This window comes from Streptomyces sp. NBC_01471 (assembly GCF_041438865.1).
Classification (GTDB): Bacteria; Actinomycetota; Actinomycetes; order Streptomycetales; family Streptomycetaceae; genus Streptomyces.
In genome coordinates, this window is the sequence record NZ_CP109450.1 from 6,474,992 (window position 1) to 6,490,822 (window position 15,831).

A 15,831-nucleotide genomic window follows, 5' to 3' on the forward strand; every position below is an offset into this window, starting at 1 on the left:
TTCATTAACACTGGTTTTCGTCGCGTCCATCCGGGATGCCTTCAGTTCTGCTGTGCATAGCCGGATATGTGCGTCATCTCCAGAACATCACCCCCCAGATTCAAGGACCGTGATCGACGTGCTGGTCGGCATCCCCCGCGAGGTCAAGAACAACGAGTTCCGGGTGGCCATCACCCCGGCAGGCGTGCACGAGCTGGTGCGCCACGGACATCAGGTCGTCATCGAGCAGAGTGCCGGCGTCGGCTCGGCGATCACCGACGAGGAGTACGTGGCCGCAGGCGCGCGCATCCTCGCCACGGCCGACGAGGTGTGGGCCGCCGCCGATCTGCTGCTCAAGGTCAAGGAGCCGATCGCCGAGGAGTACCACCGCCTCCGCAAGGACCAGACGCTCTTCACCTACCTGCACCTCGCCGCCTCCCGCGCGTGCACGGACGCCCTGCTGGAGTCCGGCACCACCGCCATCGCATACGAGACGGTCGAGACCGCGAACCGCCAGCTGCCGCTGCTCGCCCCGATGTCGGAGGTGGCCGGCCGGCTCGCCCCGCAGGTCGGCGCGTACCACCTGATGCGCTCGGCGGGCGGCCGGGGTGTGCTGCCCGGCGGTGTGCCCGGTACGGCGGCGGGCGAGGCGGTCGTCATCGGCGGTGGCGTCTCCGGCTGGAACGCCGCGCAGATCGCCATCGGCATGGGCTTCCACGTCACCCTGCTCGACAAGGACATCAACAAGCTCCGCGAGGCGGACCGGATCTTCGGCACCAAGGTGCAGACGATCGTCTCGAACGCGTTCGAGCTGGAGAAGGCGGTCGTCGCCGCCGACCTCGTCATCGGCGCCGTGCTCATCCCCGGTGCCAAGGCGCCGAAGCTCGTCACCAACGCGCTCGTCGCCAAGATGAAGCCCGGAAGTGTACTTGTCGACATTGCGATTGATCAGGGCGGCTGCTTCGAGGACTCCCGTCCGACCACGCACGCCGACCCGACCTTCCAGGTCCACAACTCGGTGTTCTACTGTGTCGCGAATATGCCGGGCGCGGTGCCGAGTACGTCGACTTATGCCCTCACCAACGCGACGCTCCCGTACATCGTGGAGCTCGCGAACCGGGGCTGGGAGGAGGCGCTGCGCCGTGACCCCGCGCTCGCGCTGGGCCTCAACACGCATGACGGGCAGGTCGTTTACCGCTCTGTCGCCGAGGATCTCGGTCTTCCGCACACCGAACTGAGTGCCTTGCTCGGCTGACCCGTCAACACGCGTCGTCAATCTCACGCAACCGGCCGGACCTTGCTCGCCGAGGTCCGGCCGGTTGCGCGTCTGCCCCCTTTGCGCCCCTCGTTCAACTCGCCGTGAACGTAACCCTTTAGCCGTTTCGTACACCCGTGAAACCCGGCGAGTGATCCCTGTACGCCCTTGACACCGGGGTGTTCCGTTCCCGACACATCGGGCCGGGTCCGGCGGATTGTGTTGCTGCGGACCGGTGACACGCCATAGAGTCGCCCATCGTCGGCATGGTGCCACGCTGACCTATCGATAAAGTTTCCTGGTCACGTCCAAGGAGGTAAGACGACTTGTGAATGAGTCGACATTTACTCCCGGGGGTGGTCGATCAGGAACGCCTGCTCGGGGCCACGGCCCTGCGGGGCGCGAGGCTGTCGGCTCCGTCGCTGTCCGCACCTTCGCGAGCCACCAGACCCACCCGCACATGACGACAGCCCACCAGAGTATGGACGGCCTACACGTGAACGCCAGGGCCGGCGACCGGAGTGGCGATTCGACCACCCATCTCGCCGTCTACAACGAGGTACCCGAGGGTCACTTCTACGACCCCGACGCCGAGTACGAGCCCGACCCGGAGTACGCGGCCACGCTCGCCCCGGACGCTGCCCGCCAGCGCCGCGAGCGGATCGGCCCGACCGGACGGCCGCTGCCGTACTTCCCGATCCCAGGACCGCTGACCGACCACGGTCCCGCCAAGATCATCGCGATGTGCAACCAGAAGGGCGGCGTGGGCAAGACCACGTCGACCATCAACCTGGGCGCAGCCCTCGCGGAGTACGGACGGCGGGTGCTGCTGGTCGACTTCGACCCGCAGGGCGCGCTCTCCGTCGGTCTCGGTGTGAACCCGATGGAGCTCGACCTCACCGTCTACAACCTGCTCATGGAGCGGGGCATGGCGGCGGACGAGGTCCTGCTCAAGACCGCAGTGCCCAACATGGACCTGCTGCCGAGCAACATCGACCTGTCGGCCGCCGAAGTGCAGCTCGTCAGCGAGGTGGCCCGGGAGTCCACGCTCCAGCGCGCGCTCAAGCCGCTGATGCAGGACTACGACTACATCGTGATCGACTGCCAGCCGTCGCTCGGTCTGCTGACCGTGAACGCGCTGACCGCCGCGCACAAGGTCATCGTGCCGCTGGAGTGCGAGTTCTTCGCGCTGCGCGGGGTGGCCCTGCTGACCGAGACCATCGAGAAGGTCCAGGAGCGGCTCAACCCCGACCTGGAGCTCGACGGGATCCTCGCCACGATGTACGACTCCCGTACGGTGCACAGCCGCGAGGTGCTCGCCCGGGTGGTCGAAGCCTTCGACAACCACGTGTACCACACAGTCATCGGCCGGACCGTGCGCTTCCCGGAGACCACGGTCGCCGGTGAGCCCATCACGACGTACGCCTCCAACTCGGTCGGCGCGGCCGCCTACCGTCAGCTCGCCAGGGAGGTGCTCGCCCGGTGTCACGCCGAGTGAGTCTGCCGGGGGCCGACGAACTGTTCCGTACGACCGGGGGGACGGCGCTCCAGTCGTCGTCCCCGCGGCGGCCGGTCAACGGCGAGGCACGGATCCCCGGTCCCGCGGGTGAGAGCGACCCGGCGGCGCCGTCCGCCCAGCGGGACGGGTCCGCGGCGGAGCACTCCACCGCGGCGGCGGAGACGACCGAATCCCGCAGCAGGACCGCCGAAGCGGAGGCGGCCGCTGGGCGCAGAGCGCAGGAGGCGCGGCCGATGACCGCGCCGGTCGCACCTGCCGGCCAGCAGCGCCGCCGGGGCGGCGGCAGGGGGGCCAACCGGCGCCCCACCGGGCGCGAGCGGCACGACGAGAAGATCACGGTCTATGTCTCGGCCGAGGAGCTGATGGACCTCGAACACGCGCGTCTGGTGCTGCGCGGGGAACACGGTCTCGCCGTGGACCGCGGGCGCATCGTCCGGGAGGCGGTCGCCGTGGTGCTCGCCGACCTGGAGTCGCGCGGCGACGCCAGCATTCTCGTACGGCGGCTGCGCGGGCGCTGAGCGGCTGCGCGCCGGTAGCGGCCCCGCGCCTCCACTTCCGTACCCTGGACCGCAATGCCTGCCGACGACGACTCAGCCCCGATCCGCCGCCGCGCCCTGGGGCGCGGCCCCGGGGCGCGGTCCGCGGGGCCGCGGGCACCGGAGCCCGCCGGGGAGCCCGCCGCGGCGGCAGCGGCGCGGGAAACCCCGGAGGCGCCGGAACTCCCAGCGGCGCCGGAACGCCCGAGGGTGCCCGTACTCACTCCGTCGCCGGAGGCCGTTGCCGGACCTGAGCCGGCGCAGGCGCCCGGGGCCGGGCAGCCCGTACCCACGCCGTCGCCCGAGCCGGTGCTCCCGCCCCCTCCGGACTCCGCCCGGACCGGTGACGGCGATCCGGACGAGCCGCGCGACGGACGGTTCACGGTGCGGCTCACCAACTTCGAGGGGCCCTTCGATCTTCTCCTCCAGCTGATCTCCAAGCACAAGCTCGACATCACCGAGATCGCCCTGTCGAAGGTCACCGACGAGTTCATGGCGCACATCCGGGCCATGGGCGCGGAGTGGGATCTGGACCAGACCACGGAGTTCCTGGTGGTCGCCGCCACCCTGCTCGACCTGAAGGCGGCGCGGCTGCTGCCCGCCGCCGAGATCGAGGACGAGGCCGATCTCGCGCTGCTCGAAGCGCGGGACCTGCTCTTCGCCCGGCTGCTCCAGTACCGCGCGTACAAACAGATCGCGGACATCTTCAGCGACCGGTTCGACGCGGAGGGCAAGCGGTACCCGCGGACCGTGGGCCTGGAACCGCACCACGCGGCGCTGCTGCCCGAGGTCGTCATCAGCATCGGCGCCGAGGGCTTCGCGAAGCTCGCCGTGAAGGCGATGCAGCCGAGGGCCAGACCGCAGATCTACGTCGACCACATCCACGCCCCACTGGTCTCCGTACAGGAGCAGGCCGAGATCGTGGTGGCCCGGCTGCGCTCCTTCGGCGAGGTGAGTTTCCACACCCTCTCCGAGGACGCGCCGGACACCCTCACCGTCGTGGCCCGCTTCCTGGCCCTGCTGGAGCTCTACCGCGAGAAAGCGGTCGCCCTCGACCAGCCGGAGGCGCTCGGCGAACTGCTCGTGCGCTGGACCGGCGGTGACGGCGCGGAGCCCGTCGTGACGGACGAATTCGATCAAGTGGTGGAGGAGACGGCATGAGTGACCTCAAGCCCGAACTCGAAGCGGTGCTGATGGTCGTCGACGAACCGGCCACCGAAGAACACCTGGCCAAGGTCCTGGACCGGTCCCGGCGCGAGATCGCCGACGCGCTCCGCGAACTCTCCGACGAGTACACCGTCCAGGGCCGGGGGTTCGACCTGCGGCTCGTCGCGGGCGGGTGGCGGTTCTACACCCGCCCCGAGTACGCCGCGGCCGTCGAGAGCTTCGTCCTGGACGGCCGGCAGGCCCGGCTCACCCAGGCCGCGCTGGAGACCCTCGCGGTGGTCGCGTACCGCCAGCCGGTCAGCAGGTCCCGGGTCTCCGCGGTCCGTGGAGTCAACTGTGACGGGGTCATGCGGACCCTCCTGCAGAGGGGTCTGGTGGAGGAGGCGGGCGCGGAACCCGAAACAGGTGCGATCCTGTACGGGACGACGAACTACTTTCTGGAGCGGATGGGCCTGCGAGGCCTGGACGAGCTCCCGGAGCTCGCGCCCTTCCTTCCGGAGGCGGATGCGATCGAGGCCGAGACACAAGAAGGTGTGCCGTCGTTCGATCCGGATGCACCGTACGGTCCGGACACCGACGCAGACGACAAGACGGAACTTTGATGCGAAGCAACGGCAGGAACAGCGGAACCGGCAACCGGGACAACCGGGGTGCGGGCGGCAAGCCGCCCCGTCGGACGTCCGGCGGTGGCGGCGGTGCCGGCGGAGGGCGCGGCGGCCAGCAGGAGGAGCGTCCGCGCCGGCCCCGCCCCGAGGAACGGCGTTACGACGTCGGCACGGGTTCCTCCGACGACCAGGGCCGCAAGCCCGCGGCCGGCGGCCGGGGCGGGCCCGCCACCGGCGGCAAGCCCGGCTCCAAGCCCTCGGGCAGCCGGGGCGCGGCCGCCCGCGGCGGTGCCAAGGGCGGCCCGAAGAAGAGCCCGCAGGGCCAGCCCCCGCGCCGCGGCCCGCACGGCCAGCGGGAGACGTCCAGGCCGCGCGAGCTCGACGCCAAGATCGAGGAGCGCAACCGGGAGCGGCACAACAAGCCGCAGGTGAAGACCCCCAAGACCTTCCCCGGTGCCGAGGAGGAGGGCGAGCGCCTGCAGAAGGTGCTGGCCAGGGCCGGGATGGGCTCCCGCCGTGCCTGCGAGGAGCTGATCGAGCAGGCCAGGGTCGAGATCAACGGCGAGATCGTCATGGAGCAGGGCCGCCGGGTCCTGCCGAAGGACGAGATCAAGGTCGACGGCCTGACGGTCGCCACCCAGTCGTACCTCTTCTTCGCGCTGAACAAGCCGGCCGGTGTCGTCTCCTCGATGGAGGACCCGGACGGCCGCCAGAACCTGGGCGACTACGTCAACAACCGTGAGACGCGGCTGTTCCACGTGGGCCGTCTCGACACGGAGACCGAGGGCATCATCCTCCTCACCAACCACGGTGAGCTGGCTCACCGGCTGACCCACCCCCGGTACGGCGTGAAGAAGACCTATCTCGCCGCGATCCAGGGCCCGTTGCCGCGCGACCTCGGCAAGCGGCTGAAGGACGGCATCGAGCTGGAGGACGGCTACGCGCGCGCCGACCACTTCCGCGTCGTCGAGAACACCGGCAAGAACTACCTGGTCGAGGTCACCCTCCACGAGGGCCGCAAGCACATCGTCCGCCGGATGCTGGCCGAGGCCGGTTTCCCGGTCGAGAAGCTGGTGCGGGTCAGCTTCGGCCCGATCCCGCTGGGCGATCAGAAGTCCGGCTGGCTGCGCCGCCTCACCAACACCGAGGTCGGCATGCTGATGAAGGAAGTCGGCCTGTAACCGCTGCCGCAGACGCACCCGGAACCCGGTCCCCGCTCCGTGCGGGGGCCGGGTTCTCTCTTGTCCCGGCCCGCTCGCTCCTTTATAGTCATAGTGACCATAAAGAGGGCGGGTGCACGGCCGCCCGGCGAACCGGACCCACGGGGGTGGACCGGATTTCCGGGAGGCCGTGCCACCCCCAGTGCCGGAGGGGGCCGCACATGGAGGAAGACCAGCCCTGCGCGCCCTACGACCCCTATGCCTTCACACCGTTCGCCGTCGCCGTCGACCTGGCCGTCTTCACGGTGAGGGAGGGGGCGCTGCACGTCCTGCTGATACGCCGGGGTGAGCAGCCGTATCCGGGAGCCTGGGCGCTCCCCGGCGGTTTCGTCCTGCCGGAGGAGTCGGCCGAGGAGGCTGCAAGGCGTGAACTGGCCGAGGAGACCGGGCTGTCCGGCGCGACTGCCGACGCGCTCCATCTGGAGCAGCTGCGGACGTACAGCGAGCCCGGCCGCGACCCCAGGATGCGGGTCGTCTCCGTCGCGTACGCCGCGCTCGTACCGGATCTGCCCGAGCCCCGGGGCGGCGGCGACGCGGCCCACGCCCAGTGGATGCCCGCCCGGCCGGAGCGCGCTCTCGCCTTCGACCACACCCGGATCCTGGCCGACGCCCACCGACGGATCGGCGCCAGGATCGAGTACAGCTGCCTCGCCACCTCGTTCTGCCCGCCCGAGTTCACCCTCGGCGAGCTCCAGCAGGTGTACGAGACGGTCTGGGGCACCGTGCTCGACCGCCCCAACTTCCGCCGCAAGGTCCTCGCCAGCCCCGGTTTCGTCGAACCGGTGCCGGGGGCCGCGCGGCTGACGGGTGGCCGGGGGAAACCGGCCGCCCTCTACCGGGCGGGCCCCGCCACCGCCCTGCACCCACCTCTGCTGCGCCCGGAAGGACGATCCGAATGAGCCCTGCCAGCCGTACGAGCCGGATGGCCACCACGACCGGACAGGCCGCCACCGGCGCCCTCACCGGACTCGCCATCGGGGACGCCCTCGGCTACCCCACCGAGTTCCACGACGTACCGTCCATCCTCGCCACGTACGGTCCGTGGCGCGAGATGGAGCTGCCCCGCCCCGCACTCGTCACCGACGACACCCAGATGACGCTCGCGCTCGGGCGGGCCCTGCGGACCGTGATGGACCGCGGGCTCCTCGAACCGTCGGCGATGGCGGCGGCGGTCCGGCAGGAGTTCGTCTCCTGGTACCACTCGCCGGAGAACAACCGCGCGCCCGGCAACACCTGCCTGACCGCCTGCGGTCTCCTCGACAGCGACCGGCCCTGGCAGCAGGCCAGCCAGCCGCACTCCAAGGGGTGCGGGGCCAATATGCGGGTCGCACCGATCGGCCTCGTACCCGGACTGAGTACCGAACAGCGGGCCGGAGCCGCGCAGTTGCAGTCGGCGCTCACCCACGGCCACCCCACGGCGCTGGCCGCCTGCGACCTGACGGCGCACGCCGTGTTCCTGCTGGCGCACGGGGCCGAGCCGACGGGGCTGGTGGGACAGCTGCGCTCGTACGCGATCGAGAACCGCACGCGCTACCACCAGCGGTGGCTCGGCGACCTCTGGACGTACGCGGGAGACGCCGGGGACGCGACCCCCGCCCACTTCATGGCGCGCGGCTGGGACGACTGCCTCGCCGCCCTGGACCGGCTCGTCGACGCGCTCCGGGCACCCTCGCCCGAGACGGATCCCTGCCTGGCCACGGGGGAGGGCTGGATCGCCGAGGAGGCTCTCGCCACCGCGCTGCTCTGCTTCCTGCTCTTCCCGGACGAACCGCTCCTGGCGCTGCGCCGGGCCGCCTGCACGCAGGGCGACTCGGACTCGATCGCCTGCCTGGCGGGTGCCTTCGCCGGTGCGCGTCTGGGCCCCGCTGCCTGGCCGCGGGAGTGGGCTGAGCGGATCGAGTACCACGGCGAACTGCTGGCGCTCGGTGCGCTCTGGGACGCCTGAGCAGCGGTCACGGCGCCGCAGCGGGCCGCCCCGGCCGGAGCGCCGACTCCCGGCGGACCCGGAACAGGAAGTCCCGGACCCGGGCGGTGTCCGGTTCCGGCGGCAGCGGGGTGCGGGCGGCGGCCTCCTCGGCCTCGTCCGCCACGCGGGACATCCGGCGCTCGATCTCCGGCCAGGCCACCTCGCCCCGCTTCACGGCGAGCAGCGGCTCCCGTGCGTCGCCGACATCGATGACCAGCTCACCGGTGCGCAGCAGATCGCGGCAGGAGGCCATCAGCCGCAGCAGATGCATGGCGTGCTTCCAGCGCGGGGCGCCGTACTGACGGACATCGGCCGCCAGTTTCTTCCGCTGGCCCAGCGCGTACCGGGTGAAGGTGCGGTGGACCTCCCGGGAGAGGAACGCGCCACGCAGGGCGAGGAGTTCACGGCCCGTGGCGTCGATGTGCTCGACGAGCGGGGAGTGCAGGCACTCCAGGATGTTGGGGTTGGCGCGCAGGGCCAGCTCGCAGAAGCGTTCCAGTTCCCAGGAGAACTGCTCGTCCGCCGGGCCCTCCACATGCGTCGGGGGTTTCGCGAAACCCCAGAACAGCGGGGTCGGCGCGAGGAAGACCCCGCGGCGGTCCGTGTCACTGGCCCCGGTGGCCAGACCGAAGGCGCGTGAGCCCATCACACAGGAGTAGACGGTGTGGTCGCGGACCAGATCGCCGGGGGTGAGCCGCATGCCGAGAGGCTACGCCAGGCGCGGCGGGCCGCCGGGGCCGTCCCCGTCTCGCAGGACGGGCGCGGAGGCCGGAAGCCCGTACGGCTGACTACTCTGGTCGGAGCCGGTGCGGCAGACGCGCGGCGGACGTTTCACGGGAGCGAGGAGCAGGACGTGGCGGTACGAGCGGTCAGGGGAGCGATCCAGCTGGAGCGGGACGAGGCCGGACACCTGGAGGACCAGGTCGCCGCCCTCCTCACGGCCGTCCTGGAGCGCAACGGCCTCACCGCCGACGACCTGATCAGCATCTGGTTCACCGCCACCCCCGATCTGCACAGCGCCTTCCCGGCGGCGGCCGCGCGCGGGCTCGGCATCGTGGACGTCCCGCTGATCTGTGCCCAGGAACTGGACATCGCCGGTGCCATGCCGCGCGTCGTGCGGATCCTCGCGCACATCGAGAGCGATCTGCCCAGGCCGGAGATCACCCACGTCTATCTCGGCGCCGCGGGCGCCCTGCGCAAGGACATCGCCCAGTGAGAACCGCCCTCGTCATCGGGACCGGCCTCGTCGGCACCTCCGCCGCCCTCGCCCTCGCCGGCCGGGGGATCACGGTCCACCTCGTCGACCGCGACGAGGCCCAGGCCCGTACGGCGGCCGCGCTCGGCGCGGGCACCGACGAACCGCTCGAAGGGCGGGCCGACCTCGCGATCGTCGCGGTGCCGCCCGCCCATGTGGCGGCCACCCTGGCCGACGCGATGCGCCGCGGCGTGGCCCGCGCCTACCTCGACGTGGCCAGCGTGAAGAGCGGCCCGCGCCGCGAGCTGGAGGCGATGGGCTGCGATCTGGCCCCGTACATCGGGACGCATCCGATGGCGGGCAAGGAGCGCTCGGGCCCGCTGGCCGCGACCGCCGACCTCTTCGAGGGGCGGCCGTGGGTGCTCACTCCGACCCGGGACACCGAGACCGAGGTGCTCAACCTGGCCCTGGAGCTGGTGGCACTCTGCCGGGCGGTGCCCGTGGTGATGGACGCCGAGGCACACGACCGGGCGGTGGCCATGGTCTCGCACACCCCGCAGCTGATCTCGTCGATGGTCGCCGCCCGCCTGGAGGAGGCGGACGAGACGGTCGTACGGCTCTGCGGCCAGGGCATCAGGGACGTCACCCGGATCGCCGCTTCGGACCCCCGGATGTGGGTGGAGATCCTCTCGGCCAACCCCGGGCCGGTGGCGGACGTCCTGACCGGCGTCGCGGACGACCTGGACGAGACCGTGCGGGCACTGCGCGCGCTGCAGTCCGCCGACGAGGAGAAGCGGCTCACCGGGGTCGCGGGCATCGAGGACGTACTGAGGCGGGGCAACGCGGGCCGGGTGCGGGTGCCGGGCAAGCACGGGGCGGCACCGGCCGCCTACGAGGTCGTTGCCGTGCTCATCAGCGACCAGCCGGGCGAGCTGGCCAGGATCTTCGCGGACGCCGGCCGGGCCGGGGTCAACATCGAGGACGTACGGATCGAGCACGCGACGGGACAGCAGGCCGGTCTGGTGCAGCTGATGGTGGAGCCGGGCGTGGCCCCCGCACTGGCCGCGTCCCTGCGGGAGCACGGCTGGTCGCTGCGCCAGTAGGGTCCCGGGGCCGGGTGCGGGTGCCGCCGCCGGACGGCGTAACGGGACGGCCGCCCCAGCCAGTAACCTTGTGCGGGGCGCACCGGCGTCCCGCACATACCGCCCCGTGAAGCAGGAAGGTGTCCGTCACCGTGGAAACCGCCGCCCGGAACACTCCGGCAGCAGTGATTGTCGCCATCGACGGCCCCTCCGGCACGGGCAAGTCCAGCACGTCGAAGGCCGTCGCCGCCAAGCTCGGGCTGAGCTACCTGGACACGGGCGCCCAGTACCGGGCGATCACCTGGTGGATGATCAGCAACGGGATCGACGTGCAGGACGCCGCGGCCGTCGCGATCGCGTCGGCCAAGCCCGTCATCATCTCGGGCACCGACCCGGCCGCCCCGACCATCACCGTCGACGGCGCCGACGCCTCGGGCCCCATCCGCACCCAGGAGGTCACCGCCAAGGTCAGCGCGGTGAGCGCGGTACCCGAGGTACGGACCCGGATCACGGAGCTCCAGCGGGACATCGCCGCCGCGGCCGAGGGCGGCATCGTCGTCGAGGGCCGCGACATAGGGACGACGGTCCTCCCGGACGCGGACCTCAAGGTCTTCCTGACCGCTTCCCCCGAGGCGCGGGCCGCCCGCCGCAGCGGCGAGCTCAAGGGCAGCCAGGCCGCCGGTCTCGCCGCCACCAGGGACGCCCTCGTCAAGCGGGACGCGGCCGACTCCAGCCGTAAGACGTCGCCGCTCGCCAAGGCGGACGACGCGGTCGAGGTGGACACCACGGAGCTGACCCTTCAGCAGGTCATCGAGTGCGTCGTCACCCTCGTCGAGGAGAAGCGGGCGGCCAGGTGACACCACCCGGGCCACGCGGTGCCGCGGTCGGACGGGGCATCGGCATCGGGCTGATGTACGGCCTGTGGCGGCCCCGTGTCCTCGGCGCCTGGCGGGTCCCGGCGAGCGGTCCGGTCATCATGGCCGTGAACCACTCGCACAACATCGACGGGCCCATGCTGATGGGAACCGCGCCACGACCGGTGCACTTCCTGATCAAGAAAGAGGCGTTCACCGGTCCGCTCGGCCCGTTCCTGCACGGAATCGGGCAGCTGAGAGTGGACCGCGAAACCGCCGACCGGGCGGCGGTCACGGACGCCCTCGGGGTGCTCGACGGCGGGGGAGTGCTCGGGATATTCCCCGAGGGGACCAGGGGCGAGGGCGACTTCGCCTCGCTGCGCGCGGGACTCGCGTACTTCGCGCTGCGGGCGGCAGCACCGATCGTCCCGGTGGCCGTCCTGGGCAGCACCGAGCGCGGCGGACGCCTCGTCAGGGCGCTGCCACCGCTGCGCAGCCGGGTCGACGTGGTGTTCGGTGACCCCTTCGACGCGGGTGACGGCAGCGGACGGCGTACGCGTACGTCGCTGGACGAGGCCACCGTACGGATCCAGCAGCGGCTCACCGCCCACCTGGAAAGTGCCAGGCGCCTCACCGGGCGCTGAGCGAGACTTGAGTAGTGGACCGCGCAACCGCGGTCCATCGATGACGCAACAGAGGAACGGACTTCATGAACGACCAGCACGACCACGGAGCACTCGGCGACGCCGAGTACGCGGAGTTCATGGAGCTCGCCGCGGAAGAGGGCTTCGACGTCGAAGACGTCGAAGGCGCTCTTGAGGAGGCCTCGCACGGCCCCCTGCCCGTCCTCGCCGTCGTCGGCCGGCCGAATGTCGGCAAGTCGACCCTGGTGAACCGCATCATCGGCCGCCGTGAGGCGGTCGTCCAGGACAAGCCGGGTGTCACCCGCGACCGCGTCACGTACGAGGCCGAGTGGGCCGGCCGCCGCTTCAAGGTCGTCGACACCGGCGGCTGGGAGCAGGACGTCCTGGGCCTGGACGCCTCCGTCGCGGCCCAGGCCGAGTACGCCATCGAGGCGTCCGACGCCGTGGTCTTCGTGGTCGACTCGACGGTCGGCGCGACCGACACCGACGAGGCCGTCGTCAAGCTGCTGCGCCGGGCGGGCAAGCCCGTGGTGCTCTGCGCCAACAAGGTCGACGGGCAGAGCGGCGAGGCCGACGCCAGCACGCTCTGGTCGCTCGGCCTCGGCGAACCGCACCCTGTCTCCTCGCTGCACGGCCGCGGCACCGGAGACATGCTGGACGCCGTACTCGAAGCGCTTCCCGAAGCGCCGGCGCAGACCTTCGGCAACACGGTGGGCGGCCCGCGCAGGATCGCGCTCATCGGCCGCCCGAACGTCGGCAAGTCCTCGCTGCTCAACAAGGTCGCCAACGAGGACCGCGTCGTGGTCAACGAGATGGCGGGCACCACCCGGGACCCGGTCGACGAGCTGATCAAGCTCGGCGGCATCGTCTGGAAGTTCATCGACACGGCGGGCATCCGCCGCCGGGTCCACCTCCAGGAGGGCGCGGACTACTACGCATCGCTGCGTACCGCGGCCGCCGTGGAGAAGGCCGAGGTGGCGGTCGTCCTGATCGACGCCACCGAGTCCATCAGCGTCCAGGACCAGCGCATCATCACCATGGCCGTCGAGGCGGGCCGGGCGATGGTCATCGCGTTCAACAAGTGGGACAACCTCGACGAGGAGCGCCGCTACTACCTGGAGCGGGAGATCGAGACCGAGCTCGGCCAGGTCGCCTGGGCCCCCCGGGTGAACGTCTCCGCCCGCACCGGGCGCCACATGGAGAAGCTGGTCCCGGCGATCGAGACGGCCATCAAGGGCTGGGAGACCCGGATCCCGACCGGCCGGCTCAACGCCTTCCTCGGTGAGATCGTCGCCGCGCACCCGCACCCGGTCCGCGGTGGAAAGCAGCCGCGCATCCTGTTCGGTACGCAGGCCGGGACGATGCCGCCGCGGTTCGTGCTCTTCGCGTCCGGCTTCCTGGAGGCCGGTTACCGGCGCTTCATCGAGCGCAGGCTGCGTGAGGAGTTCGGCTTCGACGGAACGCCGATCCACATCTCGGTCCGGGTGCGCGAGAAGCGCGGCCGCAAGAAGTAGTCAGGCACGGATCAGCTGTCCGGGCCGGCCGACACCACCGACCGGGACAGCCGGCCCGCTCCTGAGGCTGTCACAGCCCTCTGCGCGGGCCGGGCGGCAGCGCGGGACGCGCGTGACCCCCGTTGTGCTGGCGCTGCCAGGAACCGGGGTTCTCCGGCGGCCGCTGCCCGCCGCCCGAGTGCATCCCGCCCCCGTGCATCCCGGTGCTGTGCATACCGGTTCCGTGCAGGCCCGTTCCGTGCATCCCGGTGCCGAACGCCGTGAAGCCGGTGTTCTCCTCGTTGGTCCGGTCGCCGGGGAGCGTACGGAACGATCTGCGGTACTCGGAGTAGAGCGCGTCGTAGATCGGTGTGGCGGAGCGGTTGCCCGCCGGGTCCTGCGACGGGCGCATCGCGGGGATCGGAGTCTGGTACGGCTGGCGGCTCGGCTCGTATGGGTGCACACAGGGGCCAACGACCCCGGGGTCCATCGGATGCGGGTGGGAAGTAACGGATTCCCACCCGCAAACATGCCGATAACCCCCAAACCGGAAATGGCTGGGGGTTGCGGACATCGGGTCAGCCGGTCGCTCAGGTGCCGGCCAGCGGAAGAGCGGCGGCCACCAGAGCGCCACGCATCGCCGCCCGCTCCAGGGCGTCACGCAGCAGGTCCTCGCGGCCCTGCTGTCCGATCGAGCCCGCCGGGGCGGCGAAGACCAGCACCGTGTGCGACTTGTTGGCCGCCGTGCGCCAGCCGTCGGTGACATGGAGCGGCTGGTGTGCCTGCCACCAGGAGACCGGGCTGCCGCCGCCCGTGCCCGGCTGGAGGATGGCGTGCAGCTGTCCCATGGCGAGCAGCACGGACCAGCCGGGCAGGGCGCTGGGAGGCTGCTCCAGATCGGCGACGGGCAGGAACCCCTGCTCGGTGAGGAGCTGCAGGAAGTCGTCGCCCGTGCCGGAGGAGCCGGGCCGGACGACCGGTGCGGTCGGCTCGACGACCAGCGCCGGGCAGAGCTCGCCCTGGATCAGTACGAGACCGCTGGTGATGCCGAGCACGGCCTGCTCCGGAGCTGCCGCGACCGGCGGGGCCTGCTGCGCGTCGGCGCCCTCACCCGTGATGCTCCGTACGGCGCCCTGGAGCTGCGTCTCGGAGACCTTGACGACCTGTGAGGGGATGCAGGTGGCGTGGGCGAAGGCCAGCACGGCGGTCTCGTCGCCGACGAACAGCACCGTGCTGGTGCGCTCCTGCTCGGAGTCTCCGGGGGTGCGGCAGGAGGTGCAGTCGTAGCTGCCCGGGGCGTTTCCCCCGGCGAGCAGGAGATCGGCTTCTTCGTCGCCGATCTCGGCACGTACGTCCTGGCTGACGTCGAGCATGCGCGGCACGGGTGGCTCCTCGAACTCGGTGCGTGCGCCGGGCAGTTCCCGGCCAACAAGAGAACAACGGGAGACCGCCTGCCGGGGTCACGCGTAACGGCGGACGGAAATGGGGAGAGCGCGAGGGCCTGGGGACGTCGGGGTCGCCGGGAAGCGGGATCCGCGGGGGTGCCCCGGGGAGGGGACGCGGTCCGCCGACCGGGTGGGGCGGCCTCCGCCCGCCGCGCGGCACGATCATCATCTGATCCGTTCTGCTTAGCGTGGCCCGATGCCTACCCCTCGTGTGTGGCCCGCCGCCCTGCTGGCCCTGCTGATCGCCGTGGCGCCGTCCGGTGCGCAGGCCGTGCCGTCACGCGTCGCCCCGGCCCCCGCCGGGGTCCCGGGTTCCGAGCCGCTGGCCTGCACCGGTGACCAGCGGCCCTGGGGGTGCATCGCCGAGTGCGAGAGCGGCGGTCACTGGGACGCCGACACCGGCAACTCCTTCTACGGCGGGCTGCAGATCCTCCAGTCCACCTGGGTCGAGAACGGCGGCCTCGCGTACGCCCCGCGGGCCGATCTGGCCACCCGGGAGCAGCAGATCACCGTCGCGGAGCGGATCCTCGCCACCCAGGGCTGGCAGGCCTGGCCGGTCTGCTCCAAGCGGTACGGCTTCGACGGCCCCGCCGGGCGGGTCCACATCGTGACGTCCGGCGAGACCCTCAGCTCCATCGCCCGGCGCTACCGGGTCAAGGGCGGCTGGCCCGCGCTCTACCGGACCAACGCCCGATCCGTCGGCGCGCACCCCGACCGGCTCGCCACCGGTACCCGGCTGACCGTGCCGGCCACGGTCCGGGGCTCGGCCTGAGCGGACCGGCGGGCGCCGAGTAGAGTCCCTTCGCACGGCAGTCCACGGGGGGAGATCCGGGACACCGGGGGCGCCGGGGTGCCGCGGTCCCGGAACAGG

17 protein-coding genes are annotated in these 15,831 nt (G+C 71.6%); 14 read left to right on the forward strand and 3 right to left on the reverse strand.

All coding sequences use genetic code 11. From position 1 onward, the window contains the following. Nucleotides 1-118: 118 nt before the first annotated feature. The 8 genes from ald to OG285_RS29025 all read left to right on the forward strand — a co-directional run bounded on the left by ald (nt 119) and on the right by OG285_RS29025 (nt 8,226). A complete protein-coding gene (gene ald / locus OG285_RS28990; RefSeq protein WP_356836844.1) occupies nt 119-1,234 on the forward strand; it encodes an alanine dehydrogenase in 1,116 nt (371 codons plus the stop codon). A gap of 328 nt (nt 1,235-1,562) precedes the next feature. Continuing rightward, on the forward strand, nt 1,563-2,732 hold the full coding sequence (locus tag OG285_RS28995; protein ID WP_328316726.1) for a ParA family protein: 1,170 nt from the start codon (nt 1,563-1,565) through the stop codon (nt 2,730-2,732). Then, nucleotides 2,729-3,271: a hypothetical protein gene (locus tag OG285_RS29000; protein ID WP_371793645.1), complete on the forward strand. Its 543-nt coding sequence runs from the start codon at nt 2,729-2,731 to the stop codon at nt 3,269-3,271. The genes OG285_RS28995 and OG285_RS29000 overlap by 4 nt, the downstream gene beginning before the upstream one ends. A gap of 54 nt (nt 3,272-3,325) precedes the next feature. Next, complete coding sequence (locus tag OG285_RS29005) at nt 3,326-4,450, forward strand: ScpA family protein (protein WP_371792646.1); 1,125 nt, start codon at nt 3,326-3,328, stop codon at nt 4,448-4,450. Further along, nucleotides 4,447-5,058, forward strand: coding sequence for an SMC-Scp complex subunit ScpB (scpB, locus tag OG285_RS29010; protein WP_356836834.1), 612 nt, complete (start codon nt 4,447-4,449; stop codon nt 5,056-5,058). Before OG285_RS29005 ends, scpB begins: the two co-directional genes overlap by 4 nt. Beyond that, complete coding sequence (locus OG285_RS29015) at nt 5,058-6,242, forward strand: pseudouridine synthase (RefSeq protein ID WP_356836832.1); 1,185 nt, start codon at nt 5,058-5,060, stop codon at nt 6,240-6,242. Before scpB ends, OG285_RS29015 begins: the two co-directional genes overlap by 1 nt. Nucleotides 6,243-6,442: 200 nt before the next feature. After that, on the forward strand, nt 6,443-7,180 hold the full coding sequence (locus tag OG285_RS29020) for an NUDIX domain-containing protein (RefSeq protein WP_371792647.1): 738 nt from the start codon (nt 6,443-6,445) through the stop codon (nt 7,178-7,180). Next, the gene (locus OG285_RS29025; RefSeq protein WP_371792648.1) at nt 7,177-8,226 is read left to right on the forward strand and encodes an ADP-ribosylglycohydrolase family protein; all 1,050 of its coding nucleotides are present in this window, start codon (nt 7,177-7,179) and stop codon (nt 8,224-8,226) included. The genes OG285_RS29020 and OG285_RS29025 overlap by 4 nt, the downstream gene beginning before the upstream one ends. A gap of 7 nt (nt 8,227-8,233) precedes the next feature. Here the strand turns inward: OG285_RS29025 and OG285_RS29030 are convergent, their stop codons facing one another. Then, on the reverse strand, nt 8,234-8,947 hold the full coding sequence (locus OG285_RS29030) for a DNA polymerase beta superfamily protein (RefSeq protein ID WP_371792649.1): 714 nt from the start codon (nt 8,945-8,947) through the stop codon (nt 8,234-8,236). A gap of 153 nt (nt 8,948-9,100) precedes the next feature. Between OG285_RS29030 and aroH the strand changes: the two genes are divergently transcribed. The 5 genes from aroH (at nt 9,101) to der (ending at nt 13,536) form a co-directional block, all read left to right on the forward strand. Next, a complete protein-coding gene (gene aroH, locus OG285_RS29035; RefSeq protein WP_371792650.1) occupies nt 9,101-9,463 on the forward strand; it encodes a chorismate mutase in 363 nt (120 codons plus the stop codon). After that, entirely contained in the window at nt 9,460-10,545 is a 1,086-nt protein-coding gene (locus OG285_RS29040; RefSeq protein ID WP_356836824.1) for a prephenate dehydrogenase, read from the forward strand. The genes aroH and OG285_RS29040 overlap by 4 nt, the downstream gene beginning before the upstream one ends. Before the next feature lie 119 nt (nt 10,546-10,664). After that, on the forward strand, nt 10,665-11,381 hold the full coding sequence (gene cmk / locus OG285_RS29045; RefSeq protein WP_371792651.1) for a (d)CMP kinase: 717 nt from the start codon (nt 10,665-10,667) through the stop codon (nt 11,379-11,381). Further along, entirely contained in the window at nt 11,339-12,022 is a 684-nt protein-coding gene (locus tag OG285_RS29050) for a lysophospholipid acyltransferase family protein (protein ID WP_371792652.1), read from the forward strand. The genes cmk and OG285_RS29050 overlap by 43 nt, the downstream gene beginning before the upstream one ends. A 65-nt stretch (nt 12,023-12,087) precedes the next feature. Next, on the forward strand, nt 12,088-13,536 hold the full coding sequence (der, locus tag OG285_RS29055; protein WP_356836820.1) for a ribosome biogenesis GTPase Der: 1,449 nt from the start codon (nt 12,088-12,090) through the stop codon (nt 13,534-13,536). 70 nt (nt 13,537-13,606) lie between these two features. Here der and OG285_RS29060 read toward each other — a convergent pair whose 3' ends face one another. Beyond that, the gene (locus tag OG285_RS29060) at nt 13,607-13,927 is read right to left on the reverse strand and encodes a hypothetical protein (protein WP_356836818.1); all 321 of its coding nucleotides are present in this window, start codon (nt 13,925-13,927) and stop codon (nt 13,607-13,609) included. Nucleotides 13,928-14,105: 178 nt separating this feature from the next. Further along, the gene (locus OG285_RS29065; protein ID WP_356836816.1) at nt 14,106-14,897 is read right to left on the reverse strand and encodes a hypothetical protein; all 792 of its coding nucleotides are present in this window, start codon (nt 14,895-14,897) and stop codon (nt 14,106-14,108) included. A gap of 259 nt (nt 14,898-15,156) precedes the next feature. Between OG285_RS29065 and OG285_RS29070 the strand changes: the two genes are divergently transcribed. Then, a complete protein-coding gene (locus OG285_RS29070; RefSeq protein WP_356836814.1) occupies nt 15,157-15,732 on the forward strand; it encodes a transglycosylase family protein in 576 nt (191 codons plus the stop codon). The last annotated feature ends 99 nt before the right edge of the window (nt 15,733-15,831 follow it).